This is a genomic window from Cloacibacillus sp. An23, from assembly GCF_002159945.1.
Classification (GTDB): Bacteria; Synergistota; Synergistia; order Synergistales; family Synergistaceae; genus Caccocola.
Genome location: NZ_NFJQ01000004.1, coordinates 124,961 through 145,478, shown reverse-complemented (window position 1 = coordinate 145,478; position 20,518 = coordinate 124,961). Strand labels below are relative to the sequence as shown.

The 20,518-nt window shown below is 59.5% G+C and carries 20 protein-coding genes and 1 riboswitch; of the genes, 13 read left to right on the top strand and 7 right to left on the bottom strand.

Going from position 1 to position 20,518, the window contains the following annotated elements; genetic code table 11:
* Nucleotides 1-90: 90 nt before the first annotated feature.
* Entirely contained in the window at nt 91-798 is a 708-nt protein-coding gene (gene rsmG, locus B5F39_RS05130) for a 16S rRNA (guanine(527)-N(7))-methyltransferase RsmG (protein ID WP_087364633.1), read from the top strand.
* A gap of 439 nt (nt 799-1,237) precedes the next feature.
* Here rsmG and thiC read toward each other — a convergent pair whose 3' ends face one another.
* Entirely contained in the window at nt 1,238-2,545 is a 1,308-nt protein-coding gene (gene thiC, locus B5F39_RS05120) for a phosphomethylpyrimidine synthase ThiC (protein WP_087364841.1), read from the bottom strand.
* A gap of 65 nt (nt 2,546-2,610) precedes the next feature.
* A riboswitch (TPP riboswitch) is annotated at nt 2,611-2,716 on the bottom strand.
* A gap of 150 nt (nt 2,717-2,866) precedes the next feature.
* On the opposite strand from thiC, the gene B5F39_RS05115 reads away from it, so the two are divergent.
* The 6 genes from B5F39_RS05115 (at nt 2,867) to rd (ending at nt 8,561) form a co-directional block, all read left to right on the top strand.
* Nucleotides 2,867-4,804 carry a transketolase gene (locus tag B5F39_RS05115; RefSeq protein WP_087364629.1) on the top strand — a complete coding sequence of 646 codons (1,938 nt, stop codon included), beginning with the start codon at nt 2,867-2,869 and terminating at the stop codon, nt 4,802-4,804.
* Nucleotides 4,797-5,693 (top strand): tRNA (adenine-N1)-methyltransferase, encoded by an 897-nt coding sequence (locus B5F39_RS05110; RefSeq protein WP_087364626.1) that lies wholly within the window; start codon nt 4,797-4,799, stop codon nt 5,691-5,693. Before B5F39_RS05115 ends, B5F39_RS05110 begins: the two co-directional genes overlap by 8 nt.
* Nucleotides 5,686-6,249: an epoxyqueuosine reductase QueH gene (locus tag B5F39_RS05105; protein WP_087364624.1), complete on the top strand. Its 564-nt coding sequence runs from the start codon at nt 5,686-5,688 to the stop codon at nt 6,247-6,249. The genes B5F39_RS05110 and B5F39_RS05105 overlap by 8 nt, the downstream gene beginning before the upstream one ends.
* 3 nt (nt 6,250-6,252) lie before the next feature.
* A complete protein-coding gene (locus B5F39_RS05100; RefSeq protein WP_087364622.1) occupies nt 6,253-7,236 on the top strand; it encodes an AIR synthase related protein in 984 nt (327 codons plus the stop codon).
* Nucleotides 7,233-8,330, top strand: a complete 1,098-nt coding sequence (locus tag B5F39_RS05095; protein WP_087364621.1) for a Xaa-Pro peptidase family protein — start codon at nt 7,233-7,235, stop codon at nt 8,328-8,330. The genes B5F39_RS05100 and B5F39_RS05095 overlap by 4 nt, the downstream gene beginning before the upstream one ends.
* Nucleotides 8,331-8,402: 72 nt before the next feature.
* Nucleotides 8,403-8,561 carry a rubredoxin gene (gene rd, locus B5F39_RS05090; RefSeq protein WP_087364619.1) on the top strand — a complete coding sequence of 53 codons (159 nt, stop codon included), beginning with the start codon at nt 8,403-8,405 and terminating at the stop codon, nt 8,559-8,561.
* Between the two features lie 89 nt (nt 8,562-8,650).
* On the opposite strand, the gene B5F39_RS05085 is transcribed toward rd, so the two are convergent.
* Complete coding sequence (locus B5F39_RS05085; protein ID WP_158095941.1) at nt 8,651-9,535, bottom strand: LysR family transcriptional regulator; 885 nt, start codon at nt 9,533-9,535, stop codon at nt 8,651-8,653.
* Between the two features lie 251 nt (nt 9,536-9,786).
* On the opposite strand from B5F39_RS05085, the gene B5F39_RS05080 reads away from it, so the two are divergent.
* The 4 genes from B5F39_RS05080 (at nt 9,787) to B5F39_RS05065 (ending at nt 15,136) form a co-directional block, all read left to right on the top strand.
* Nucleotides 9,787-10,947, top strand: a complete 1,161-nt coding sequence (locus B5F39_RS05080; RefSeq protein ID WP_087364616.1) for a mandelate racemase/muconate lactonizing enzyme family protein — start codon at nt 9,787-9,789, stop codon at nt 10,945-10,947.
* Between the two features lie 65 nt (nt 10,948-11,012).
* Complete coding sequence (locus B5F39_RS05075) at nt 11,013-12,191, top strand: iron-containing alcohol dehydrogenase (RefSeq protein ID WP_087364614.1); 1,179 nt, start codon at nt 11,013-11,015, stop codon at nt 12,189-12,191.
* A 78-nt stretch (nt 12,192-12,269) separates the two neighbouring features.
* Complete coding sequence (locus tag B5F39_RS05070; RefSeq protein WP_158095940.1) at nt 12,270-13,697, top strand: aldehyde dehydrogenase family protein; 1,428 nt, start codon at nt 12,270-12,272, stop codon at nt 13,695-13,697.
* A gap of 116 nt (nt 13,698-13,813) precedes the next feature.
* Nucleotides 13,814-15,136, top strand: coding sequence for an SLC13 family permease (locus B5F39_RS05065; RefSeq protein WP_087364610.1), 1,323 nt, complete (start codon nt 13,814-13,816; stop codon nt 15,134-15,136).
* A 112-nt stretch (nt 15,137-15,248) separates the two neighbouring features.
* Here B5F39_RS05065 and B5F39_RS05060 read toward each other — a convergent pair whose 3' ends face one another.
* The 4 genes from B5F39_RS05060 to B5F39_RS05045 all read right to left on the bottom strand — a co-directional run bounded on the left by B5F39_RS05060 (nt 15,249) and on the right by B5F39_RS05045 (nt 17,559).
* Nucleotides 15,249-16,007 carry an HD domain-containing protein gene (locus B5F39_RS05060; protein ID WP_158095939.1) on the bottom strand — a complete coding sequence of 253 codons (759 nt, stop codon included), beginning with the start codon at nt 16,005-16,007 and terminating at the stop codon, nt 15,249-15,251.
* Between the two features lie 163 nt (nt 16,008-16,170).
* A complete protein-coding gene (locus B5F39_RS05055; RefSeq protein WP_087364606.1) occupies nt 16,171-16,497 on the bottom strand; it encodes a HepT-like ribonuclease domain-containing protein in 327 nt (108 codons plus the stop codon).
* The gene (locus B5F39_RS05050; protein ID WP_087364604.1) at nt 16,487-16,786 is read right to left on the bottom strand and encodes a nucleotidyltransferase domain-containing protein; all 300 of its coding nucleotides are present in this window, start codon (nt 16,784-16,786) and stop codon (nt 16,487-16,489) included. The genes B5F39_RS05055 and B5F39_RS05050 overlap by 11 nt, the downstream gene beginning before the upstream one ends.
* Before the next feature lie 92 nt (nt 16,787-16,878).
* The gene (locus B5F39_RS05045) at nt 16,879-17,559 is read right to left on the bottom strand and encodes a Crp/Fnr family transcriptional regulator (protein ID WP_087364602.1); all 681 of its coding nucleotides are present in this window, start codon (nt 17,557-17,559) and stop codon (nt 16,879-16,881) included.
* Nucleotides 17,560-17,689: 130 nt separating this feature from the next.
* On the opposite strand from B5F39_RS05045, the gene B5F39_RS05040 reads away from it, so the two are divergent.
* Nucleotides 17,690-18,397 (top strand): 4Fe-4S dicluster domain-containing protein, encoded by a 708-nt coding sequence (locus B5F39_RS05040; RefSeq protein WP_087364600.1) that lies wholly within the window; start codon nt 17,690-17,692, stop codon nt 18,395-18,397.
* Between the two features lie 31 nt (nt 18,398-18,428).
* The gene (gene hcp, locus B5F39_RS05035; protein WP_087364598.1) at nt 18,429-19,988 is read left to right on the top strand and encodes a hydroxylamine reductase; all 1,560 of its coding nucleotides are present in this window, start codon (nt 18,429-18,431) and stop codon (nt 19,986-19,988) included.
* A 78-nt stretch (nt 19,989-20,066) separates the two neighbouring features.
* Here the strand turns inward: hcp and B5F39_RS05030 are convergent, their stop codons facing one another.
* Nucleotides 20,067-20,465, bottom strand: coding sequence for a pyridoxamine 5'-phosphate oxidase family protein (locus B5F39_RS05030; RefSeq protein WP_087364597.1), 399 nt, complete (start codon nt 20,463-20,465; stop codon nt 20,067-20,069).
* Nucleotides 20,466-20,518 lie beyond the last annotated feature (53 nt).

The following is a 20,518-nucleotide window of genomic DNA, read 5'->3' as shown; positions in this document are numbered from 1 at the left end:
GCCTCCCATCGCTGCCGGTCGTGCTATTATTATACAATGGCGCCGTTCTTAGAGAATATGCGTTTTGAAAAATACAAAGGAGGCGCGCGCATGGGCGAAAGCATCAACGCGGCGGAGATAAAAAAAATCCTTGACGAGAACGAGGAGCGGCTTCGGCGATACGTATCGCTGCTTGCAAAAGCGAACGAGCTGGCGCGGCTCACGGGGCCGTCCGACGAAGAGACGCTCTGGCGCGCGCACGTAGCCGACTGCGCGTCCGTAGTGCCGCTGCTGCCGCAGCGCGGCGCGGTCATAGACGTCGGCACGGGCGGCGGCCTTCCGGGAATAGTCTGGGCCGTGTGCAGGCCCGGGCTGAATGTGACGCTGCTCGACAGCATCACGCGAAAGTGCGCGCTCGTCGAGAAGATGGCGCTCGCTATGGGGCTTGCCAACATCACAGTCGTCTGCGCCCGCTCCGAAGACTACGCGAAAAAGCAGGCCGGAAAGTTCGACGCGGCTGCGGCGCGCGCCGTGTGCGCCGCGGGCGTGCTCGCGGAATATCTCACGCCGTTCGTGAAGCGCGGCGGAAGGCTGCTCGCCTTCAAAGGGCCGAAGGCGGCGGAAGAACTAGCGCCGGCCGCCGGCAAATGGAAGACGCTCGGCCTCTCCGAGCCGCGCCTCGTGCGCTACGAGCTCGAGGATATGGCCCGTTGCGTCGTCGTCTGGGACAAGACCGGCGCTGAGCAGAAGGGAATCCCGCGCCGCCCCGGCATGGCGGAGAAGTTCCCGTGGTATCTCGCGAACGCGAAGAAGAAATAAAAAATATCAATGTCCTCTGATCTACGCAAAGTCCGGTGTTTTTGGAAAACGCCGCAAAGCGCGCGTAACTTTTGCCGATTCTGAAAATTCCTGCGGGCCGCGGTCGTCTGCTGGGCGCGCGCATGATTTCCGCGGATTCGGAAAATCTTCATAACTTTACGGAAGCGCCGCCGCGCTGGCGAAGCCTTCGCGTTTTGCGCGCGCGGCGCGGATTTCGTAGAAGTCTGCGGGCTTCACCCTTTCCGTCTCAAGCGCCGGAGCCTTCGGCGTTTTGCCGTGTTCCTGCTTCGCGCGCCGCTACGGCGAGCGTCCGGCGGCGGTGCGCGTAATTCACGCCGCCGCGCCGCGTTCCGAAATTTTCCACGATCCATACGAAAACGCTCCCGCGCGTGGCGGGAGCGTTTTTTGCCTTTCCTTCGCGCGGCGGGCGCGCGGCCCCTTATTCGTCGAATATTGAGACTATCTCGCCGTCGAGTATCCTGTTCGTGTTCTTCACTGCGCAGAAGTTGCCGCACATGCTGCACGTGTCTTCCTTCTCCGGCTTCGACTCGGCGCGGTAGCGGCGCGCCTTCTCGGGGTCCATCGCGAGGGCGAACATTCCCTCCCAGTCGAGGCGCTTGCGCGCTTCGCTCATCTTATAGTCCCACTCGGCCGCGCCCGGCACGCCCTTCGCTATGTCGGCGGCGTGCGCGGCTATGCGCGCGGCGATTATCCCTTCTTTGACGTCGTTCACGTCGGGCAGGCGCAGATGCTCGGCCGGCGTCACGTAGCAGAGGAAGGCCGCGCCGTGCGAGGCCGCTATCGCGCCGCCTATCGCCGAGGTGATGTGGTCGTAGCCCGGCGCGACGTCGGTGACTATCGGGCCGAGAACGTAGAACGGCGCGCCGTGGCAGAGAGTCTTTTCGATTTCCATGTTCGCCGCTATCTGGTTGAGCGGCATGTGGCCCGGGCCTTCTATCATTATCTGCACGTCGCGCGCCCACGCCCGTTTCGTCAGCTCGCCGAGCGTGATGAGCTCGCCTATCTGCGGCGCGTCGGTCGCGTCGGCGAGGCAGCCCGGGCGGCAGGCGTCGCCGAGGCTCAGCGTCACGTCGTACTCGCGGCAGATTTCGAGAATCTCGTCGAAGCGCTCGAAGAACGGATTTTCTTTCCCCGTCATCTCCATCCACGCGAACATTATCGAGCCGCCGCGCGAGACGATGTTAGTGAGGCGCTTGTTGCGCTTGAACTTCGCCGCGTTGTCGCGGTTCATGCCGCAGTGTATCGTCATGAAGTCCACGCCGTCCTCCGCGTGCATCCGCACTATGTCTATCCATTCGTCGGTCGTTATCTGCGCGAGCGGCTTGTGGTAGTAGACGACCGCGTCGTATATCGGTACGGTGCCGATCATCGCGGGACAGTTCTCCGTGAGGTAGCGGCGGAACTTGCGCGTGTCGCCGAATGAGCTGAGGTCCATTATCGCCTCCGCGCCCATATCGACGGCGCTCTTGACCTTCTCGAACTCCATCTCCATGTCGGTCATGTCGCGCGATGTGCCGAGATTGACGTTTATCTTAGTTTTCAGAGCCGCGCCTACGGCGCTCGGCGATATGCAGGCGTGGCGCTTGTTGCACGGGATTATCGCGCGTCCCTCCGCCATCTGGCGCATCAGCTCCGCGGGCGCGATTCCCTCCTTCGCGGCGGCGGCCTCCATCTCTTTCGTGATTACCGAATTTCTCGCGGCTTCCATCTGCGTTACGTAAGTCATGCAGCGTTCACTCTCTTTCATAAAAATAGCGGGAAGCGCCGACACGGACGCTTCCCGCTAAAAGACTTCAAACAGCCGAATCTTCCTACGGCGGCATTACCCGCATCAGGTCGAAGGGTCGAAGCGTCCGCTTCCTCTCAGCCCGTCCTCCGGGCTCCCCCGCTTGCTCGCGTTTATTAGAACACCCGCGCGCGCCTTTGTCAACACGCGCGCGACGCGCCGCCGCCGAAAAAATTACAACACAGCGGTCTCTTTTGGTAGTAGAATAAAGCTAAGTGTGTTCACACAATTCCCGCAACGGGGAGAGGAGTTTTCTATAAAATGAATATCGCTGAAGAGATACGCAACTTTCAGGCCGAAAGCATAAGCGCGGAAGGCGCTGCGAAACTTGCGGAAGCGGCGCGGCGCGCGCGCATGTGGGCCGTCGTCGCGACGTCTGCCGCGAAGAGCGGACATCCGGCCGGCGCTCTGTCCTCGATGGATATATATATGACGCTGCTCGGCGCGGCGAACGTCTCGCCCGAGCTTGCGGACTCGCCGGAGCGCGACCGCATCGTCGTGAGCCACGGACACACCTCCGCAGGCTTCTACGCGGCGCTCGCCGAGTACGGTTTCTTCGACGCGAAGGAGATGGCGGCGAATTTCCGCCGCACGGGCAGCCCGTACCAGGGACACGTCGAGCGCGACGTTCCCGGAGTGGACTGGGGAACTGGCAACCTCGGGCAGGGACTCTCCGCCGGCGTCGGTTTCGCTCTCGCGGCTCGCGCTCGCGGCTCGAAGGCGCGCACGTGGGTCGTCATGGGCGACGGCGAACAGGTAAAAGGGCAGATAGCCGAGGCGCGCCGCATCACCGTCAAGGAAAAGCTCACGAGCCTCACCGCGCTCGTAGACTGGAACGACATTCAGATAAGCGGCCATCTCGGCGACGTCATGCCGGTCGACCTCCGCGCGCTTTGGGCCGCCGACGGCTGGAAGATAATCGAGTGCTGCGGCCACGACTACGCGGAGCTCTACAAAGCGATGAAAACGGCCGCGGCCTCCGAAGTCCCGACCGTCATCCTCTGCCACACCGTGATGGGCAAGGGCGTCTCCTTCATGGAGGGGATCCCCGACTACCACGGGAAGCCTGCCTCTGGCGACAAGCTCGAAACCGCGCTCATGGAACTCGGCGGGAGCATGGAGATTTTCAACGCGGCGCTTGAAGCGCGCAAGGGGCCGCTGCCGAAAGGGCGCAGCGTGAAGCACGAGCCCGCATCGCTCGACACGGGGACGCCGCACACATACACGAAGGACGACAAGAAGGACAACCGCGGAGCCTTCGGCAAGGCGCTCGCGGAGGTAGGCGAGCTGAACTACAAGAAAGAGGGCGCGACGCCTGTGCTCGTCTTCGACTGCGACCTCGCGGGCTCCGTCAAGGTCGACAGCTTCGCCAAGGTCTGCCCCGATAATTTCGTCGAGGCGGGCATACAGGAGCACACGACCGCGACGGCGGCGGGCGCTGCGTCGGCGGCGGGAGTCGTAGCGGTGTGGGCCGACTTCGGCGTATTCGGAAGCGACGAGGTCTACAACCAGCAGCGCCTCAACGACATCAACCGCGCGGGAATCAAGACGGTGCTGACCCACAGCGGCCTCGACGTCGGCGAGGACGGCATGACTCACCAGTGCATCGACTACGTCGGCCTGTTCCGCAACACCTTCGGCTGGCGCGTCGTCGTGCCCGCCGACCCGAACCAGACCGACAGGGCTACGCGCTGGATGCTGACGCAGCCCGGCAACATCTGCCTCGCGATGGGGCGCAGCGTGCTGCCCGTAGTGCTTAAAGAAGACGGGACGCCGTTCTTCGGCGGAGACTACGAATTCCGCGACGGCGCGATAGACGTGCTGCGCGACGGGACGGACGTGACGATACTCACGATGGGGCACCTCGCTGGCCGCGCCGTCGAAGCCGCGGAGGCGCTTGCGAAAGATGGCGTCAGCGCGAAGGTGCTGCACTGCGCGACGCCGCTCTCGATGGATACGGAAAAACTATTCGAGCTCGTAGGCGATATGCCGCTGCTGACGGCGGAGGACCACCACGCCGAGACCGGCATCGGCGCCATAGCCGCGCTCGCCTTCGCGCGCGCCGGAAAGGCCGTAAAAATAAAGAACCTCGGCGTGACGCGCTACGGCTGCTCCGGCCCGAGCCCCGAGGTGCTCGCCGAGATGGGGCTCTGTGCGGAGGGCATAGCCGCCGCGGCGAAGGAACTTCTCAATGATTAAAGAAGGCGACCTCGTCTTTATCTGGAACCCGAAAAAAGGCGACAGCTTCCTCATCAAGGTACAGCCGGGGCAGTCGCAGGGGACGCACTTCGGGCAGATAAAGCACTCCGAGATAATGGAGCACGACTACGGCGAGGGCATCCGCACGCCGAAGGGGCAGGTCTACTACCTGCTGCGCCCGACGCTCGGCGAGTACACGCGCCGCCTCAAGCGCCAGACGCAGATAGTTTTCCCCAAAGAATCCGGCTTCATACTCGAACATCTGAACATATATCCCGGCTGCACAGTCGTCGAGTGCGGCACCGGCTCGGGCAGCCTCTGCTGCACCTTCGCGCACTTTGTCGGCGACACCGGCAAGGTCTGCACCTACGACCGCCGCGAGGAATTTTCCGCGCTCGCGCGGAAGAACGCCGAGAAGTGGGGCGTCGCGCACCGCATAGAATTCAACGTGCGCTCGCTCGACGAAGGCTTCAAGGAACGCAACGCGGACGCGGTGTTCCTCGACGTGCCAGCGCCGTGGGAATACATCGACAAGGCCTACGAGGCGCTCGCGCCTGGCTGCCATCTCGGCATACTCGTGCCGACGACGAACCAGATTTCCGAGACGCTGCGCGCGCTGAATGAGTTCAACTTCGCCGACGTGCAGGTCGTCGAGATAATGCTGCGCTACTTCAAGACCGAGCCGAACCGCATACGCCCTGAGGATATGATGATAGGGCACACCGGCTATCTCATCTTCGGCGTCAAGACGCTGCCGCTTCCTGAAATCGAGGAGCCGGAGGAAAACGCGGCTGAAGCTGGCGAACGTGCGGAAAACGCCGACGCTCACGAGGAAGCGCCGGAAAGCGGAGAAGCGGAGCAAAAGGAAGAAAAAGAGCCTGTTGAGTAAAAAACGCCTTCTGCTCCACATCTGCTGCGCGCCCGACGCGACCGTGCCGTGGCCAGAGCTCATATCGGAAGAGTACGAGACGGCGGGATATTTCTACGGAGGCAACATCCACCCCGCCGCCGAGTACGAACGCAGGCTCGAAGCCGTGCGGATGCTCGCGGCGGAGACGCGCGGCGAGCTCGTACTGCCAGCGTATGATACGGAAGGATGGTTCTCCGCTGTGCGCGGTCTCGAAGATGAGCCGGAGCGCGGCGCGAGGTGCGCCGTATGCTTCCGCGTGCAGCTAGAGGCCGCGGCGGACTACGCGCGCGAAAACGGCTTCTCGCACCTGTGCACGACTCTCACGATAAGCCCGCACAAGGACGCGAAACTCATCAACGCAATAGGCGCGCAGGCCGCCGCGGCGCGCGGCCTCGAATGGGTCGAGCGCGTCTGGCGCAAGAACGACGGCTTCAAACGCTCCGTCGCCGAGAGCAGAAGGCTCGGACTATACAGACAGAATTACTGCGGCTGCCTCTTCTCGATGAGAGACGCCGCGGTCACAGAGGTGAAATAAAAAATGGCGGAAGAAAACAAACTCCCCGCCGGCAAGCTGCCGCCCGAGGCGCTCAAACGCAGCGTGCTCTCCTACGTTGGCGCGCGCAGGCCCGAGGTGCTCATCGGCCCCGGCGTAGGCGAGGACGCCTCGGTCATACGCTGGCCCGAAGGAAAATATCTCGTCTTCTCGTCCGACCCGATAGTCGGCGCGGACAGCGGCGCGGGAAAACTTCTTGTCAGGATAAATTCAAACGACATCGCGTCGAAAGGCGGCGACCCCGCATATCTCGCCGTCACGCTCATACTGCCGCCGAGATTCGGCGAAGAGGGCGCGCGCCGCATAATGAGCGAGATCGACGAGGAATGCAAAGCTCAGGGCATCGCAGTCGCGGGAGGCCACACCGAGTTCAACGACCGCTACGACCGTCCCGTAATCATGGGCGCGCTCATCGGCACGGCGGACAAAGTCATGCGCGCGACCGACATATCCGAAGGCGACATGCTCATCGTAACGAAACACATCGGCATTGAGGGAATGTCGATACTCGCGCTCGACAGGCCCGAGCTTCTCGAACCCTTCATGACGCCGGAGGAAATCGCGGAAATAGTCTCGTGGGCGGACATGACCTCGGTGCTCGCCGAGTCGCGCGCCGTGCGGCAATACGCGAAATTCATGCACGACCCGACGGAGGGCGGCTTCCTCGGCGGCCTCGACGAAATTTCGCAGCTCTGCGGACGCAGCGCCGAACTTTGGCGCGACGCGCTTCCGGTACACCCGCTGACGAAGCGCGCGGCGGAACGCCTCGGCTTCGACCCGCTCAAACTCATAGCCTCCGGCAGCCTGCTCGCCGTCGTCCCCGCGGACAAGGCGGAAGAGGCGCAGGCGTCGCTCAAAGCCGCGGGCTTCGACTCCGTCGTCGCCGGCCGCATGGGCGGCCCTCTCACGGAAAAGCTGCCCGAGCCCGCCGAAGAGCTCTGGCGTCTGCTGAAGATGGGAAAAGAATGAGCGCGGAATATATTCTGAGCCGCGCGGCGCGGCTGCGCGCGGAAATGCGCGAAGCGGGCGCGCGCGCCTACGTCGTGCTCAACGACGAAGATTCCAACTGGGAGAGCCTCTTCTACCTCAGCGGCTTCCGCGGCACGGCGGGCGCGCTCGTCGTCTACGACGACGCGGAACCGGAGCTCTTCCTCGACGGGCGCTACGCCGAGGCCGGACGGACCCAGTCTCCCTACTGCGTGAAGGAACAGAAAAAAAATCTCGCCGAAGACCTGCGCGAAAGCCTGCGCGCGCACGGCGCGGAGGAGATTTTATGCGAGGCGCGCAAAACGTCGCACGAAAACTGGCTGCGCCTAGCGGACGGCCTCGGAACGTGGCGCGACGGAGGCGCGATAATGGAGCGGCTGCGCCGCAGGAAGGACGCGGAGGAGATTTCCTGCATCAAGCGCGCGGCCTCGATAGGCGCGCGCGCCTTCCTCGAAACGCTCGACGCCGCGCGCCCGGGCATGACCGAAAAAGAATTCGAGTCGCTGCTCAACTACCGCATAAGCGCGGCGGGCGGCGGCGCGGGCTTCGACATGATAGTCGCCTCCGGCGCTCGCGGCGCGATGCCGCACGGACGCGCGACGGACAAGCCGATGGAGCGCGGCGAATGCGTCACCGTGGACTACGGCGCGCGCTGGAACGGCTACCTCTGCGACATCACGCGCAACTTCTCGATAGGCGAGCCAACGGACGAAGCGCTAGTGCTCCACGCGCTCGTCAAACGCGCGCACGACGCAGGAGCCGCGGCGCTCAAAGCCGGAGCCTCCGGCAAAGAACTGCACGAAACTGCGGCGCGCGTATTCGCCGCGGAAGGAAAAGAAAAATTCTTCACGCACAGCCTGGGCCACAGCTTCGGCCTCGAAGTCCACGAATCCCCGGTGCTCTCTCCGCGCCGCGACGACGCGCTGGCGGCCGGCGACGTCGTGACGATAGAGCCTGGGCTCTACTTCGAGGGCTCGCGCGGCATGAGGCTCGAGGACGACTATCTGATAACGTCGGAGGGCGCGGAGCTTCTGACCGATGAACTCGCGCCGGAACTCTTCGTAGTTTCAAAATGATTTCAGCGTGTTATAATGACCGCGTGGAGTTTCGCATCACATAACGAAGCAACGAAAAGGAGAGAAGTTCCCATGAAGAAATATGTCTGCACAGTTTGCGGTTACGTTTACGACCCCGAGATAGGCGACCCCGATTCCGGCATAGCCGCCGGCACCGCCTTCGAAGACATCCCCGACGGCTGGGTCTGCCCGGTCTGCGGCGTCGGCAAGGAGATGTTCGAAGCGCAGTAAAAACGTCGACAGCGCAGCTGAACTGCGTCGAGCGGCTCCGGTAATCGCGGGCCGCTCGAATTTTATCCGGGGGCCGCGCGCGGCCCGCCTTACTGTATTTCGCTGAAATTACTGCAAATCGTTACGAAATTGACGAAAGCGGGGAAACGATACTTGCTTTTGTGATAGACGAGTGAAAAATCACGAACCATATGTATGTCCCTGACCGGCACGGCCTTTATAGTCCCCTTCTCCAGCTCGCGCCTTACGTAGCGTTCCGACAGCACCGACAGCCCGTAGCCTGATATTACCGCAGACTTTATAGTTTCGGGGTTGTTGCAGGTCCATTTCTCGGCCACGGCGACGTGCTCGCGCTCCAGATAAGTTTCAAAAATTTTGCGCGTCTTGCTCTGCGGCTCGCGCATAATAAAATCCTGTCCTTCAAGCTCCTTTATCTCTACCTGCTCTTTTCCGGCGAACGGGTGTTCAGGCGAGCAGACCAGAAAAAGTTCGTCCTGCATAAGTTTCTGCACTACGACGTCTGGACTCTTCACCGTGCCTTCGACGAGCGCGGCGTCTAGCTCGCCGTGGAGGATCTGCCTTTCGAGAACCGGAGTTCTGTCGACGACGACCCTCGTTGTGACGTTCGGGCACGTGCCGTTCAGCCGCTTCAATATCTGCGTCATCACGGTCGCCCCTATCGTGAACGTCGCGCCAACCTTGAGCTCCTGCCTGTCCGTGATGTGCGTCATGTACTGGTTCATCTCATCGTAAGAGAGGATTACCTTGGAAGCCATTTCGTAAAGCTCTCGCCCGGAAGAAGTCAGAAAAAGCCTTTTCGACAGCCGGTCAAAGAGCTTTACATTATAGTAGCTCTCCAACTCAGCGATCGTCTGGCTTATCGACGACTGCGAAATATACAGCTTGGACGCCGCCTCGCTCATCTTGCCGCAGTTGACGACTTCCACAAAAATACGCAGATGCCTTAAAGTCACGGCGTTCACGCCCCTTTTTGTTCTGTAATAACGCGACCTTCCTAACATTTATCTTAGTTGATGCCGCTGGAAAAAACAAGTTTGCCGCGCGCAGCCGCGCTGTGCGTTGATATATTATTAAAAGCTAATGTAAGTCTTTATATAATTCTATTTTACTTATCGTTTTAAGAGGGTTAATATATGCTCAGTCAGTTACAGATTTTTCAAAAATAAATAAGCGTATTGAATTTCAGAATCTTAGGGGGAGTATTATGAAAATCACCAAAGTTGAAGCCATAACCTGTGTCGAAGAGATAAAGAACCCGATCAAGGCGCCGATAAGCATTCCGTATGCGAGCGAGCTCGAGCATCTCGTGTTCAAGGAATACCGCGCCACTCTCGTGAAAATCGAAACGGACGAAGGCGTCACCGGCTGGGGGGAATGCATGGTCCGCTTCTCGCCGACAGCCACGCGCGACATAGTTGAATATATATCGCCGCTGCTCATAGGCAAAGACCCGTTCGACACTGAGCGCATATGGGATCTGATGTTCGGCGCGATGATGAACCGCGGACATTATCAGGGCTTCTACATCGAAGCGATGTCCGGCATTGACTGCGCGCTGTGGGACATCAAGGGAAAGGCGCTCGGCGTGCCGGTCTACAAGCTGCTCGGAGCGGGCGGACGTCCTTCCTTCATGGCCTACGCCTCGTCGATACGTTTCCGCGGCCTTGAGGTTGTCAAAGAGACGGCTCTGAAATTCAAGGAAGCGGGATTCCGCTCCATGAAGATAAAGATCGGGCAGGTCCCCGAGAACGACATGGCGACGGTGCGCGCCGTGCGCGAAGTCGTCGGCGACGATATTGAGCTTACCAGCGACGCCAACTGCGGCTACGACGCGAAGACGGCGCTCCGCGTCGGACGCGTGCTCGAAGAGTGCAACATCCGCTGGTTTGAAGAGCCGGTGCATCCCGACGACTACGACGGCTACAGGCTGCTCTCCGAAAATCTGAGCGTCCCCATCGCCGGAGGCGAGGCGCACTTCCTCCGCTGGGGCATGAAAGACCTCATCACGCGCGGCAAAATCGACATAATACAGCCGAACATCTGCCGCTGCGGAGGCGTCACCGAAGCGCTGAAAATCCACGGGCTCGCCAACGCCTACAACGTCAAGTACCTCACGCACACGGGAAGCTGCTCCGCCGTATGCCTCGCTTCGACGCTGCACATCGCGGCGGCCTTTAACGACTGCTATATGTTCGAGCATATGCAGTCCGACTGGGCGAAGGACCAGCGCAACCCGCTGAGATGGGACCTCACGCCGCTTCCGATGGATTACGACCCGAAGACCGGAATGATAACGATGCAGGACAAGCCTGGCTTCGGCCTCGAAATAGACGAGAGCGTCATAGAGGCGACGCGCGTAAGATAATTTCGGCACAGCGGCTTATGACAGACTGATTTACCTATACACTTAATATAAAGGAGCGATTTTATATGTTTAACGCAAATCCGGGACACTTCCACAACCAGGGTCGTCTGAACTGCGGCGTAGGGCTCGCCGCCACGATAGGCGAAGAGATAAAGAAACGCGGCGGAAAGAAAGTATTGGTAGTAACCGAAGAGGTCCTTGTAAAACTCGGCGTGCTCGACGTAGTGTTCGAGTCGCTCAAGAACGCGGAACTCGAATATTCCGTCTTCGATAAAATCGAGGCCGACCCCTCGGCCCACCTGATGGACGCCATAGGAGGACAGGGGATAAAAGACGGGGCTAACTGCGTCCTCGGCGTCGGCGGCGGCAGTTCTCTCGATTCCGCGAAAGCAGCCTCCATCCTCATCGCCAACCCCGGAACTCACATTCTCGATTACAAAGGCGACTACACCGGAGTCAACAGATACAAAAACGCGCCGGTTCCGTGCTTCGCAATCCCGACCACGGCGGGGACGGGAAGCGAATCGAGCTGGAACATCGCCATCAACGATACTGACAACGTCAAAAAAGTCCGCGCGCAGAGCCCCTTCTACGTCCCGGTATTCTCCGTGCTTGACGCGAAAATGATAGCGACCGTCCCCGCCTCCGTCGCGGCAGGCTGCGGGATAGACGCTTTCACCCACTGCTTCGAGGCCTACATATCGACGAACGGCTCGTGGGCTTTCAGCGACTTTATGGCGCTCGAAGGAATGCGGCTGATTTCGTCGAACATACGCCAGTACGTAGCGAACCCCGGAAATCAGACGGCGGCGCAGGCCATGCTGATCGGCTCGACGCTCGGAGGGATGTGCCTTTCGCAGGCGGCCCTCGGCATTGTACACGGACTCGCGAAACCGCTGAGCGCGCACTTCCACATCTCGCACGGGACGGCGAACGCCCTGATGCTGCCGCACGTCGTCAAATACACGTGGCGCGGAAATCCCGCGAAATTCGCCAAAGTCGCTGAAATAATGGGAGTCGACACAAGAGACATGAACGAAGTCCAGGCCGCGAAAGCCGCGTGCGAGGCCATCCGAGAGATGTGCGCCGACATAGGGCTTCCCTGCAACCTGAAAGACGCGGGCGTCGATCCGGAAGCCTTCGAGCAGATGGCGAAGGACTGCATACAGGGCAAACCGTTCTTCGTCAACCCGTGCAAAGGCACGCTCAAGGACCTTATCGCGATTTACAAAAACGCCTATTAAAAACAGAAATCCGCGTTTTTGAAAAATCGCCGTTACGGAAAGGTATTTTTACGAAAGGGGAGTATCTGGATGTATAAAATGTATATAAACGGAAAATGCGTTGAAGGAGCGGGCGAGAAACTCGACGTGACATGCCCGGCCACTGGAGGGCTGCTCGAAACGATATCGACCGCGTCCACGGAACAGGCCGACGAAGCGCTCGAAGCGGCGCAGGCCGCGTTCCCGTCGTGGTCGCGCCTCAGCCTCAACGAGCGCATAGGATGGATGATGAAGCTGAAAGATGCCTGCCTCGCCGAAAAAGACGTGATAATAGACCTTATGGCGAAAGAGGGCGGCAAATCCTACAAAGAGGCCGGGAACGACTTCAACGCCTTCATCAGCTACTTTGGATATTACGCGGAAGAGGCTAAGCGCGTCTACGGCACGGACATCCCGGAATACGGCGGACGCCGCGGCAATTTCCACGTAGTCCTGAAACGCCCCGTCGGCGTGGTCGTCGGACATCTCGCGTGGAACATGCCGGTCAGCAACGTCGGCCTGAAAATGTGTCCGTCGATGGCCTCCGGATGCACCTGCGTCCTCAAGCCGAGCACGGAGACTCCGCTCGCGAGCCTCAAAATCGGCGAACTCTGCGAAAAGATCGGCCTGCCCGCAGGAGTCGTCAACATCGTCACCGGACGCGCGAGCGTCATCGGCAACCATCTGAGCCGGAGCAAAATCCCCGCGATGGTGGCGGTCATCGGTTCGTCGTCCGTCGGCGTGGAAGTCATGAAGAACGCCTCGACCTCCGTCAAGCGCTTCTCCATGGAACTCGGCGGCAACGCCCCGTGCATAATCATGCCGGACTGCGATCTGGAAGAAACGGCGAAATTCGTCGCCGACCGCAAAGTTCGCATCAGCGGACAGGGCTGCGCGAACATCAACCGCATATTCGTTCACGAATCCATACACGACGTATTTGTCGAAAAACTTCTCGGCTACGTCAAAAAGGTGCAGGTAGGCTGGAGCGGCGACATGCCGAACGCGATGGGGCCGATGATCAACGTCAAGACGAGAGACAGAATGATCCATCTCGTCGAAGAGGCGCAGAAAGAAGGAGCGAAGCTCCTTTACGGCGGAAACATCCCCGAACTGCCCGACGAGCTGAAAAACGGGGCATTCTTCGTTCCCGCCGTGCTCGACGGCGTGACAGACGAAATGTCCATAACCCAGCAGGAAATATTCGGCCCGATCTATTCGGTGCTGACGTTCAAAGATCTGGACGAAGTAGTCGAACGGGCGAACAAGACCGACCTCGGACTGACGGGCTACCTTTTCACTCACGATTCGCGCGTCATCGGCAGATGCATCGAAGACGTGGAAGTCGGCGAGCTTCAGGTCAATCAGCCGGGCGCCGGGCCGAACATGCCGCACATAGGCATCAAGCAGAGCGGACTCGGCTGCGACCGAGGCAAATGGTCACTCGAAGAATATTACGACATCCGCAGGATTTCGATTCAGCCTTAAACACACGACTGGCGCGCCGCACTTCCGCGTATGGGCGGCGCGCCTTGTATATTTACAAAAAACGGCCGGATACCGGCAGTCATATCATCCATCGATTCTTTTAATTCCCTTTTTTACTGTCATTCCTTTTTCCGGCCTTTGAAAGACTAAAGGAAAGGAAGTTATATATGAGCACTGCGGCAATTTTTACCATTGTTCTGTTATGCGTCGCCATGGTTGCGTTTATAACCGAATTCATACCTGTCAATCTTACCATTATGCTGACGGCGGTCATTCTTGTCTTTGCCGGAATCGTGTCTCCTCAGGAGGCGATTTCAGGTTTTGCGAGTCCGACTATTATCATGATCGTCGCTATGATGGTTGTCGGAGGCGCGCTGTTTGAATCAGGAGTGTGTGATAAGGTCGCACGTTTCGCCATGAAATACGCGAAGACGGAACGTGAAATGATAATGGCTATGTATCTTATTACGGGCGCTATTTCGTCTGTTATGAGCGATACTGCGAGCATGTGCGTTCTTATCCCTTTAATCATAGGTATGTGCAACACTTACGCAAAAGAATTAAGCGCTTCGCGTCTTATTTTTGCTTCGTTTCTCGGCAGTTTGGCGGGCGGGCGTTTAACTCTGATCGGCGATTCGTCTGTGTTTCTGAAAATCGCGGAATATATAGAAAGCGTCGGCGGAACATTCGGCATGTTCGAGGTTACGAAAATAGGACTTCCTCTCTTCATTCTAAACGCGGTCTGGCTCTGGTTCTGGGGATATAAGATAATTCCAGACCGTCCGTTGAGCGCCAGCGGAGCGTCGCTGACACGCTCCTTTAACGAAAATACGCCGAAATGGAAGCAGGTCGGTTCAGTCGCCGTTTTGCTTCTTGTAGTCGTTGGGATTATTTTCTCAAAACAGCTTGGTCTGACGCCGTATATATGCGCGGTTATCGGAGCCGTAGCGGTAGCCTGCCTCGGAGTTTATAAGCGCGGGGAAATTTACACAGCGATGGACTGGAACATAGTTGTAATGATGGGAGGCTGTGTGCCTCTTGCCAGCGCGCTTTCCAATACGGGGGCGGCGGATATGATGGCGCAAGCATTAGTCGCTGTCATAGGCGGTTCCACAAATCCCTATGTGATATGCAGCGTTATTTTCATCGTATCGACCATTATGACCCAATTCATGAGCAACGTCGTAATGATAACTCTTTTTGCTCCTATCGCAATATCGCTGGCGAACGAAATACAGGCAAACCCGGTGACGATGCTCATCGTGCTCTGCATGGGAGGAATTATGTCTCTGCTTACTCCGATTTCGTGCGGCATGGCGAACCTTGCCTACACGTACGGCGGTTTCAAGTTTACTGACTTCTTTAAGGTCAACATCAGCCTGACGCTGATAACGACCGTAGTGACGATAATACTTATCCCGCTCATCTGGGCGTTTTGATCTCGTGCGGCCGGCGCCGCAGATTCGAAGCATATAGACATGGCACAGTCGGAAAACGATACTCCGCGCAGAGATAGTATGTTTAGGTCCTGCGCGGCTTTCTTGTATCGTTTTACATATTGTATATTTTCTTGATTATTTCGCCCGTCAGGTCTTTTATTTCGTATTTCTCTAAATCCTCGGCGATGCGCGCGAAAATTCCCTCTTCGCGCAGCGTCGCTGCGGAGACGGGGAAGTTGAGGTCGAGGCCCCACGTGAGCTGGATCAGGCGGTAGTCCTGGAGCGAGCGCGCGTTTTTGTAGGAGCCGCGGCCCGTGGCGCGGACTTCTTCCACGAGCGCGGGGGAGAGGCCCGTGACTTTTTTGTGGCGCGGCAGCATGTCGTATATCGTGCCGTTGTCTATGCGGCTCTGTACCATGCGGAACACGTCTATCTTGTCGGCGTCGCGCGCGAGCGCGCACCAGCGGTACTGCGCCAGCGGTGTTTTCGGCGGTATTTCTATCTTGTTGTGGAAGCGCACCGCCGCGAGCAGCTTTTCCCTGTCGCCGTCCTCCACGTCCTCCCAGTCGAACTCACGTGCCAAAATTTCCGCGCCGCGGTCGCCGTGGTCGAAGCTCGCGGCGTCCGCGAATGTCTTGTAGTCGCGGTACTGTTCGAAGCGCGCCGTGTCGTGCAGCAGCCCTATCGCGTGGGCGAGCCATCTGTCGCGCGGCTCGTTCCATTCGAGCGACTCGGCTATCGCGCAGGCGATTCCGCAGACGCGCCAACTGTGCTTTCTTTTCAGCTCTTGCATATTTTCGAGCGCGCCGTCCACGCGGAAGGAGTCGACGTACACGCTGAACCATTCCTCTGTCTTTTCGGTCGAATACATTACCTTACCTCCGTCCGATGAGATTATACAACCGCACGGAGGTTTCAGCTTTTTTCTCCCGTTCCGGGCGCGAGGATGAATTTGTTCTTGCGGTAGTCGAGCAGACCTTCGGCGCGCATTTTCGAGAGCTCGCCTGAGAGCGGGCATTTGTGTGTCTGTGGGATTATTCAGGAATTTTACTGAGGTTGTCGCGCAGCGGCTTCAGGTCTTCGGCGATTATCGTCCATATCAGGTTCATGTTGACTCCGTCGTAGTCGTGGACGATGCGGTTGCGCAGGCCGTAAAGGCTGCGCCACGGTATTTCCTGGTGCGAACGGGTAAAATCATCGTCAAGCTGGTTCGCCAGCTCGCCTATCTGTCCGAGGTTGAAAACGCACGCGTCACTGAGCATGGCGTCTGCCGAGAATTTTTCGTAACTTACGCCGCGGCAGTAAGCCAGTATTCTGTCCGCATGACGGACTATTTTCTCTATGATTATTTTATTTCGCATAGATGATGATGCCCGTACGTCGTATCTCTTTTTCGACGGCGGAGCCGGATGTTATGTCCGCGGCGTCTAAAACGTCCGTCCTTACTCCGGCGGCCTGCTCTACGTCGTACAGGAACCCGGTGAATTTCAGTCCGCGCAGTCCGCTGTCGACGAATATGTCTACGTCGCTCTTCTCCGTAGCCGTACCTTTTGCGTAAGAACCGAAGAGTACGGCCTTGCGTACGCCGTGTTTTTCAAAAACCGGCGCAAGCCGCGCCGATATTTGTTCCGGAGACAGTCTTTCTGACATTGCCGCATTCATCTCCTTTTTCGATAATTATATAACGCTCTTTGATACGCGCTCCATATTTTTTATTTTTATGACGCCGCAGGTGCGGACGTTTACTCTCCGGCGTGCGTTCCGGGCGCGAGGATGAATTTGTTCTTGCGGTAGTCGAGCAGACCTTCGGCGCGCATTTTCGAGAGCTCGCCGGAGAGCGCGCTGCGGTCTACCGAGAGGTAGTCGGCGAGCTGCTGGCGGTCGAAGGGGATCTCGAACTCGCGCGCGCCGCGGCGCACGGATTCGGCGGAGAGGTACGACAGGAGTTTCATGCGCGTGGAGCGCTGGGTCATGTAGGTGAGCTTTTCGCTGAATTTCAGATTTTTCTCGGCGAGCACGGCGAGCAGGTTGCGCATGAGCCGCGCGTGGAACGCGCAGGCCGAGCCGCAGACCGTGAGGACGCGGCTGACGTCCATGAACATCACCGCGGCCTGTTCTGCGGCGGCGGCGCCCACTTCGAGCGGCGCATCCGGGACGCAGGCGTAGCTTTCGGCGAAGATGTCTCCCGCGCGGGCCTCGGCGATGATGTTGCGGTTGCCGAGGAAATCTTCCTTGATTATGTGGACCTTGCCTGAGAGGACGAGGCCGATGGCGCGCGCGCTTTCTCCGGCGCGCAGGATGAATTCGTTCTTCGCATAGAGGCGCGTGCGGACGGAGAGGCACGCGAGCATCGCCTCGATTTCGTCCTCCTTTATGTCGCGGAAGAGCCGCGAATTTTTTATCACGCCGAGATATTCTTTCATCGTTCCTCCGCAGTCCGTTGTTTTTGCGACGTACTTCTCTTTCCCATTGTAGTATGCTTGCACCGTTGAATCAAGGAAACTCGGTTGAATGTGAAAAAGCGGCGGAGATCGCCGCACGGAGGTATGAGATTTGAAAAGAAGGATAATAGAGATAGACGAGGAAAAATGTAACGGCTGCGGCGCGTGCGCCGAGGCCTGCCACGAGGGCGCGATAGCTATGGTAAACGGAAAGGCGCGGCTCACGCGCGACGACTACTGCGACGGGCTGGGCGACTGCCTGCCGGCCTGCCCGGCGGGCGCGATACGCTTCGTAGAGCGCGAGGCCGCGCCCTACGACAAGGCCGCGGCGGAGGCGAACGTCGCTGCGAAGCGCGCGGCGGGCGGAAAGCTGCCGTGCGGATGCCCGGGGACGTTCTCGCGCGAGATACGGCGCGAAGCCTCTGAGGTTCCCACACCGCGCGAGAGCGGCGTAGTTTCGCGTCTTTCGCAGTGGCCGGTGCAGATAAAGCTCGCGCCGCTGCGCGCGCCCTATTTCGACGGAGCGAAGCTGCTCGTCGCGGCGGACTGCACGGCCTTCGCGCGCGCGGATTTTCACGAGAGGTTCATAAAGGGGCGCGTGACGCTCGCCGGCTGTCCGAAGCTCGACGGCGTGGACTACGCGGAGAAGCTCGCGGAGATAATCAAAAACAACGACATAAAGAGCGTTACGGTCGTGCGCATGGAGGTCCCGTGCTGCGGCGGCATAGAGGACGCCGTGAAGCGTGCTCTGAACGCGAGCGGCAAGTTTCTGCCGTGGAACGTCGTCACGGTAGCGGTCGACGGGGAGATTCTGGACTAGGCGCGGAAGCGCGGATGGGGAGGAGTTTGTTATGGAGAAAAAAATGTTTTGTTTTCAGTGCGAGCAGACGGCTGGATGCCGCGGCTGCACGGGCAGCATGGGGGTCTGCGGAAAGCCCGCGGAGACGGCTGAGCTTCAGGACGAACTGACGGGCGAGCTTATCTCGCTCGCGCTCGCGGCGAAGGGAGCGGCGCGCGAGGAGCTGTCGCGGCTCATGCTCGAAGGGCTTTTCACGACGGTGACGAACGTGAATTTCAACAGCGAGACGGTGAAGGAGCTCGCGGAGCGTGTGCGCGCCGAACGCGCGAAGCTCGGCGGCGGGACGCCCGCCTATGACGTGCGCAAGATATGGGAGGCCGGCGAGGACGTGCGCTCGCTGAAGTCGCTGATACTCTTCGGTCTGCGCGGCACGGCGGCCTACGCCTACCACGCGGCGGTGCTCGGCTATCGCGACGCGGAGGTGGACGGATTCTTCTTCGACGGCCTCGCCGCGCTCGCGAAGTTTGACACGATGGAGGAGCTTCTGCCGTTCGTGCTGAAGGTCGGAGAAATCAACCTGCGCTGCATGGAGCTGCTCGACCGCGCGAACACCGAGAGCTTCGGCACGCCGCAGCCGGCGCGCGTGACCTTCACGGTGGAGAAGGGGCCGTTCATCGTCGTGACGGGGCACGACCTGCGCGACCTCAAGCTGCTGCTTGAACAGACTGAGGGGCGCGGCGTTAACGTCTACACTCACGGCGAGATGCTGCCCGCGCACGGCTATCCCGAGCTCAGGAAGTACGCGCACCTCAAAGGCAACTTCGGCACCGCGTGGCAGAACCAGCAGAAGGAATTCGACGGCATCCCCGCGCCGGTGCTCTTCACGACGAACTGCCTGATGCCGCCTAAGCCGTCGTACGCGGACAGAGTTTTCACGACCGAGGTCGTATCGTACCCGGGCGCCGCGCATATCGGCGAGGACAAGGATTTCACGCCGGTGATAGAAAAGGCGCTCGAGCTCGGCGGCTGGGCGGAGGATAGGAAGTTCACGGGAATCAACGGCGGTGCGGAGACGGCGACCGGCTTCGGCCACGGCGCGGTGCTCGCGAACGCGGCGCAGATAGTCGAGGCCGTCAAGAGCGGTGCGGTGCGCCGTTTCTTCCTCGTCGGCGGCTGCGACGGCGCGAAGCCGGGGCGCAGCTACTACACGGAATTCGTGAAAAAGACGCCGGCCGACACGATCGTGCTGACTCTCGCCTGCGGCAAATACCGCTTCAACGACCTCGACCTCGGCACGATAGGCGGCTTTCCGCGCATAATGGACATGGGCCAGTGCAACGACGCATACGGCGCGATAAAAGTCGCCTCGGCGCTCGCTGAGGCATTCGGCTGCACAGTCAACGACCTGCCGCTGACGCTCGTCCTCTCGTGGTACGAGCAGAAGGCCGTCTGCATTCTGCTCACGCTGCTGCACCTCGGCATAAAGAACATACTCCTCGGCCCGTCGCTCCCGGCCTTCGTCTCGCCGAACGTGCTGAACTTCCTCGTCGAGAACTACAACGTCGCGCCCGTCACAACGCCCGACGAAGATTTGAAAAAAATCATGGGCTAGCCGCGCGCGGCGCGGAATACGCGAAAAAGGGCGGAGCTTCGCGCTTCCGCCCTTTTTTACGTATTTGCGTAAATTTCGCTAGAACTTCACGACGCGCGGCTCGCCGCCCATCGAGCTGAATGTCGCCGTCGCGTTCTTGAGCCAGAGAACTTCGCCTATCCCGTCGTCCTCGGAGTAGAGGCTGCGCAGCATCGGGTTCTCGTCGAGCATCTGGCGGCGCGCCTCGACTCTCGGGTCGAGCACGACTTCGGCGGCTACGCGGAGCCACGTCTTGCCGTCCTTGCCCATCGCGCAGAGCTCTATCTTCGGGTTCGCCATCATCTGCTTGAATACCGGCTTGACGTTTCCGGTCTGGAGGTAGAGCCTGCCCTCGAACTGCGAAACGACGCCGAAGGGCCTCACGCGCGGCTGGTCGCCCTCTTCCGTCGCCACGAAGAAGATCGGGTTCTCCTTCAGAAACTTGTAGACTTCGTCCATGCTGAACATTCCTCCTTAAGATTTATGCGATGCCCTTAAATTGTAGCACTCCG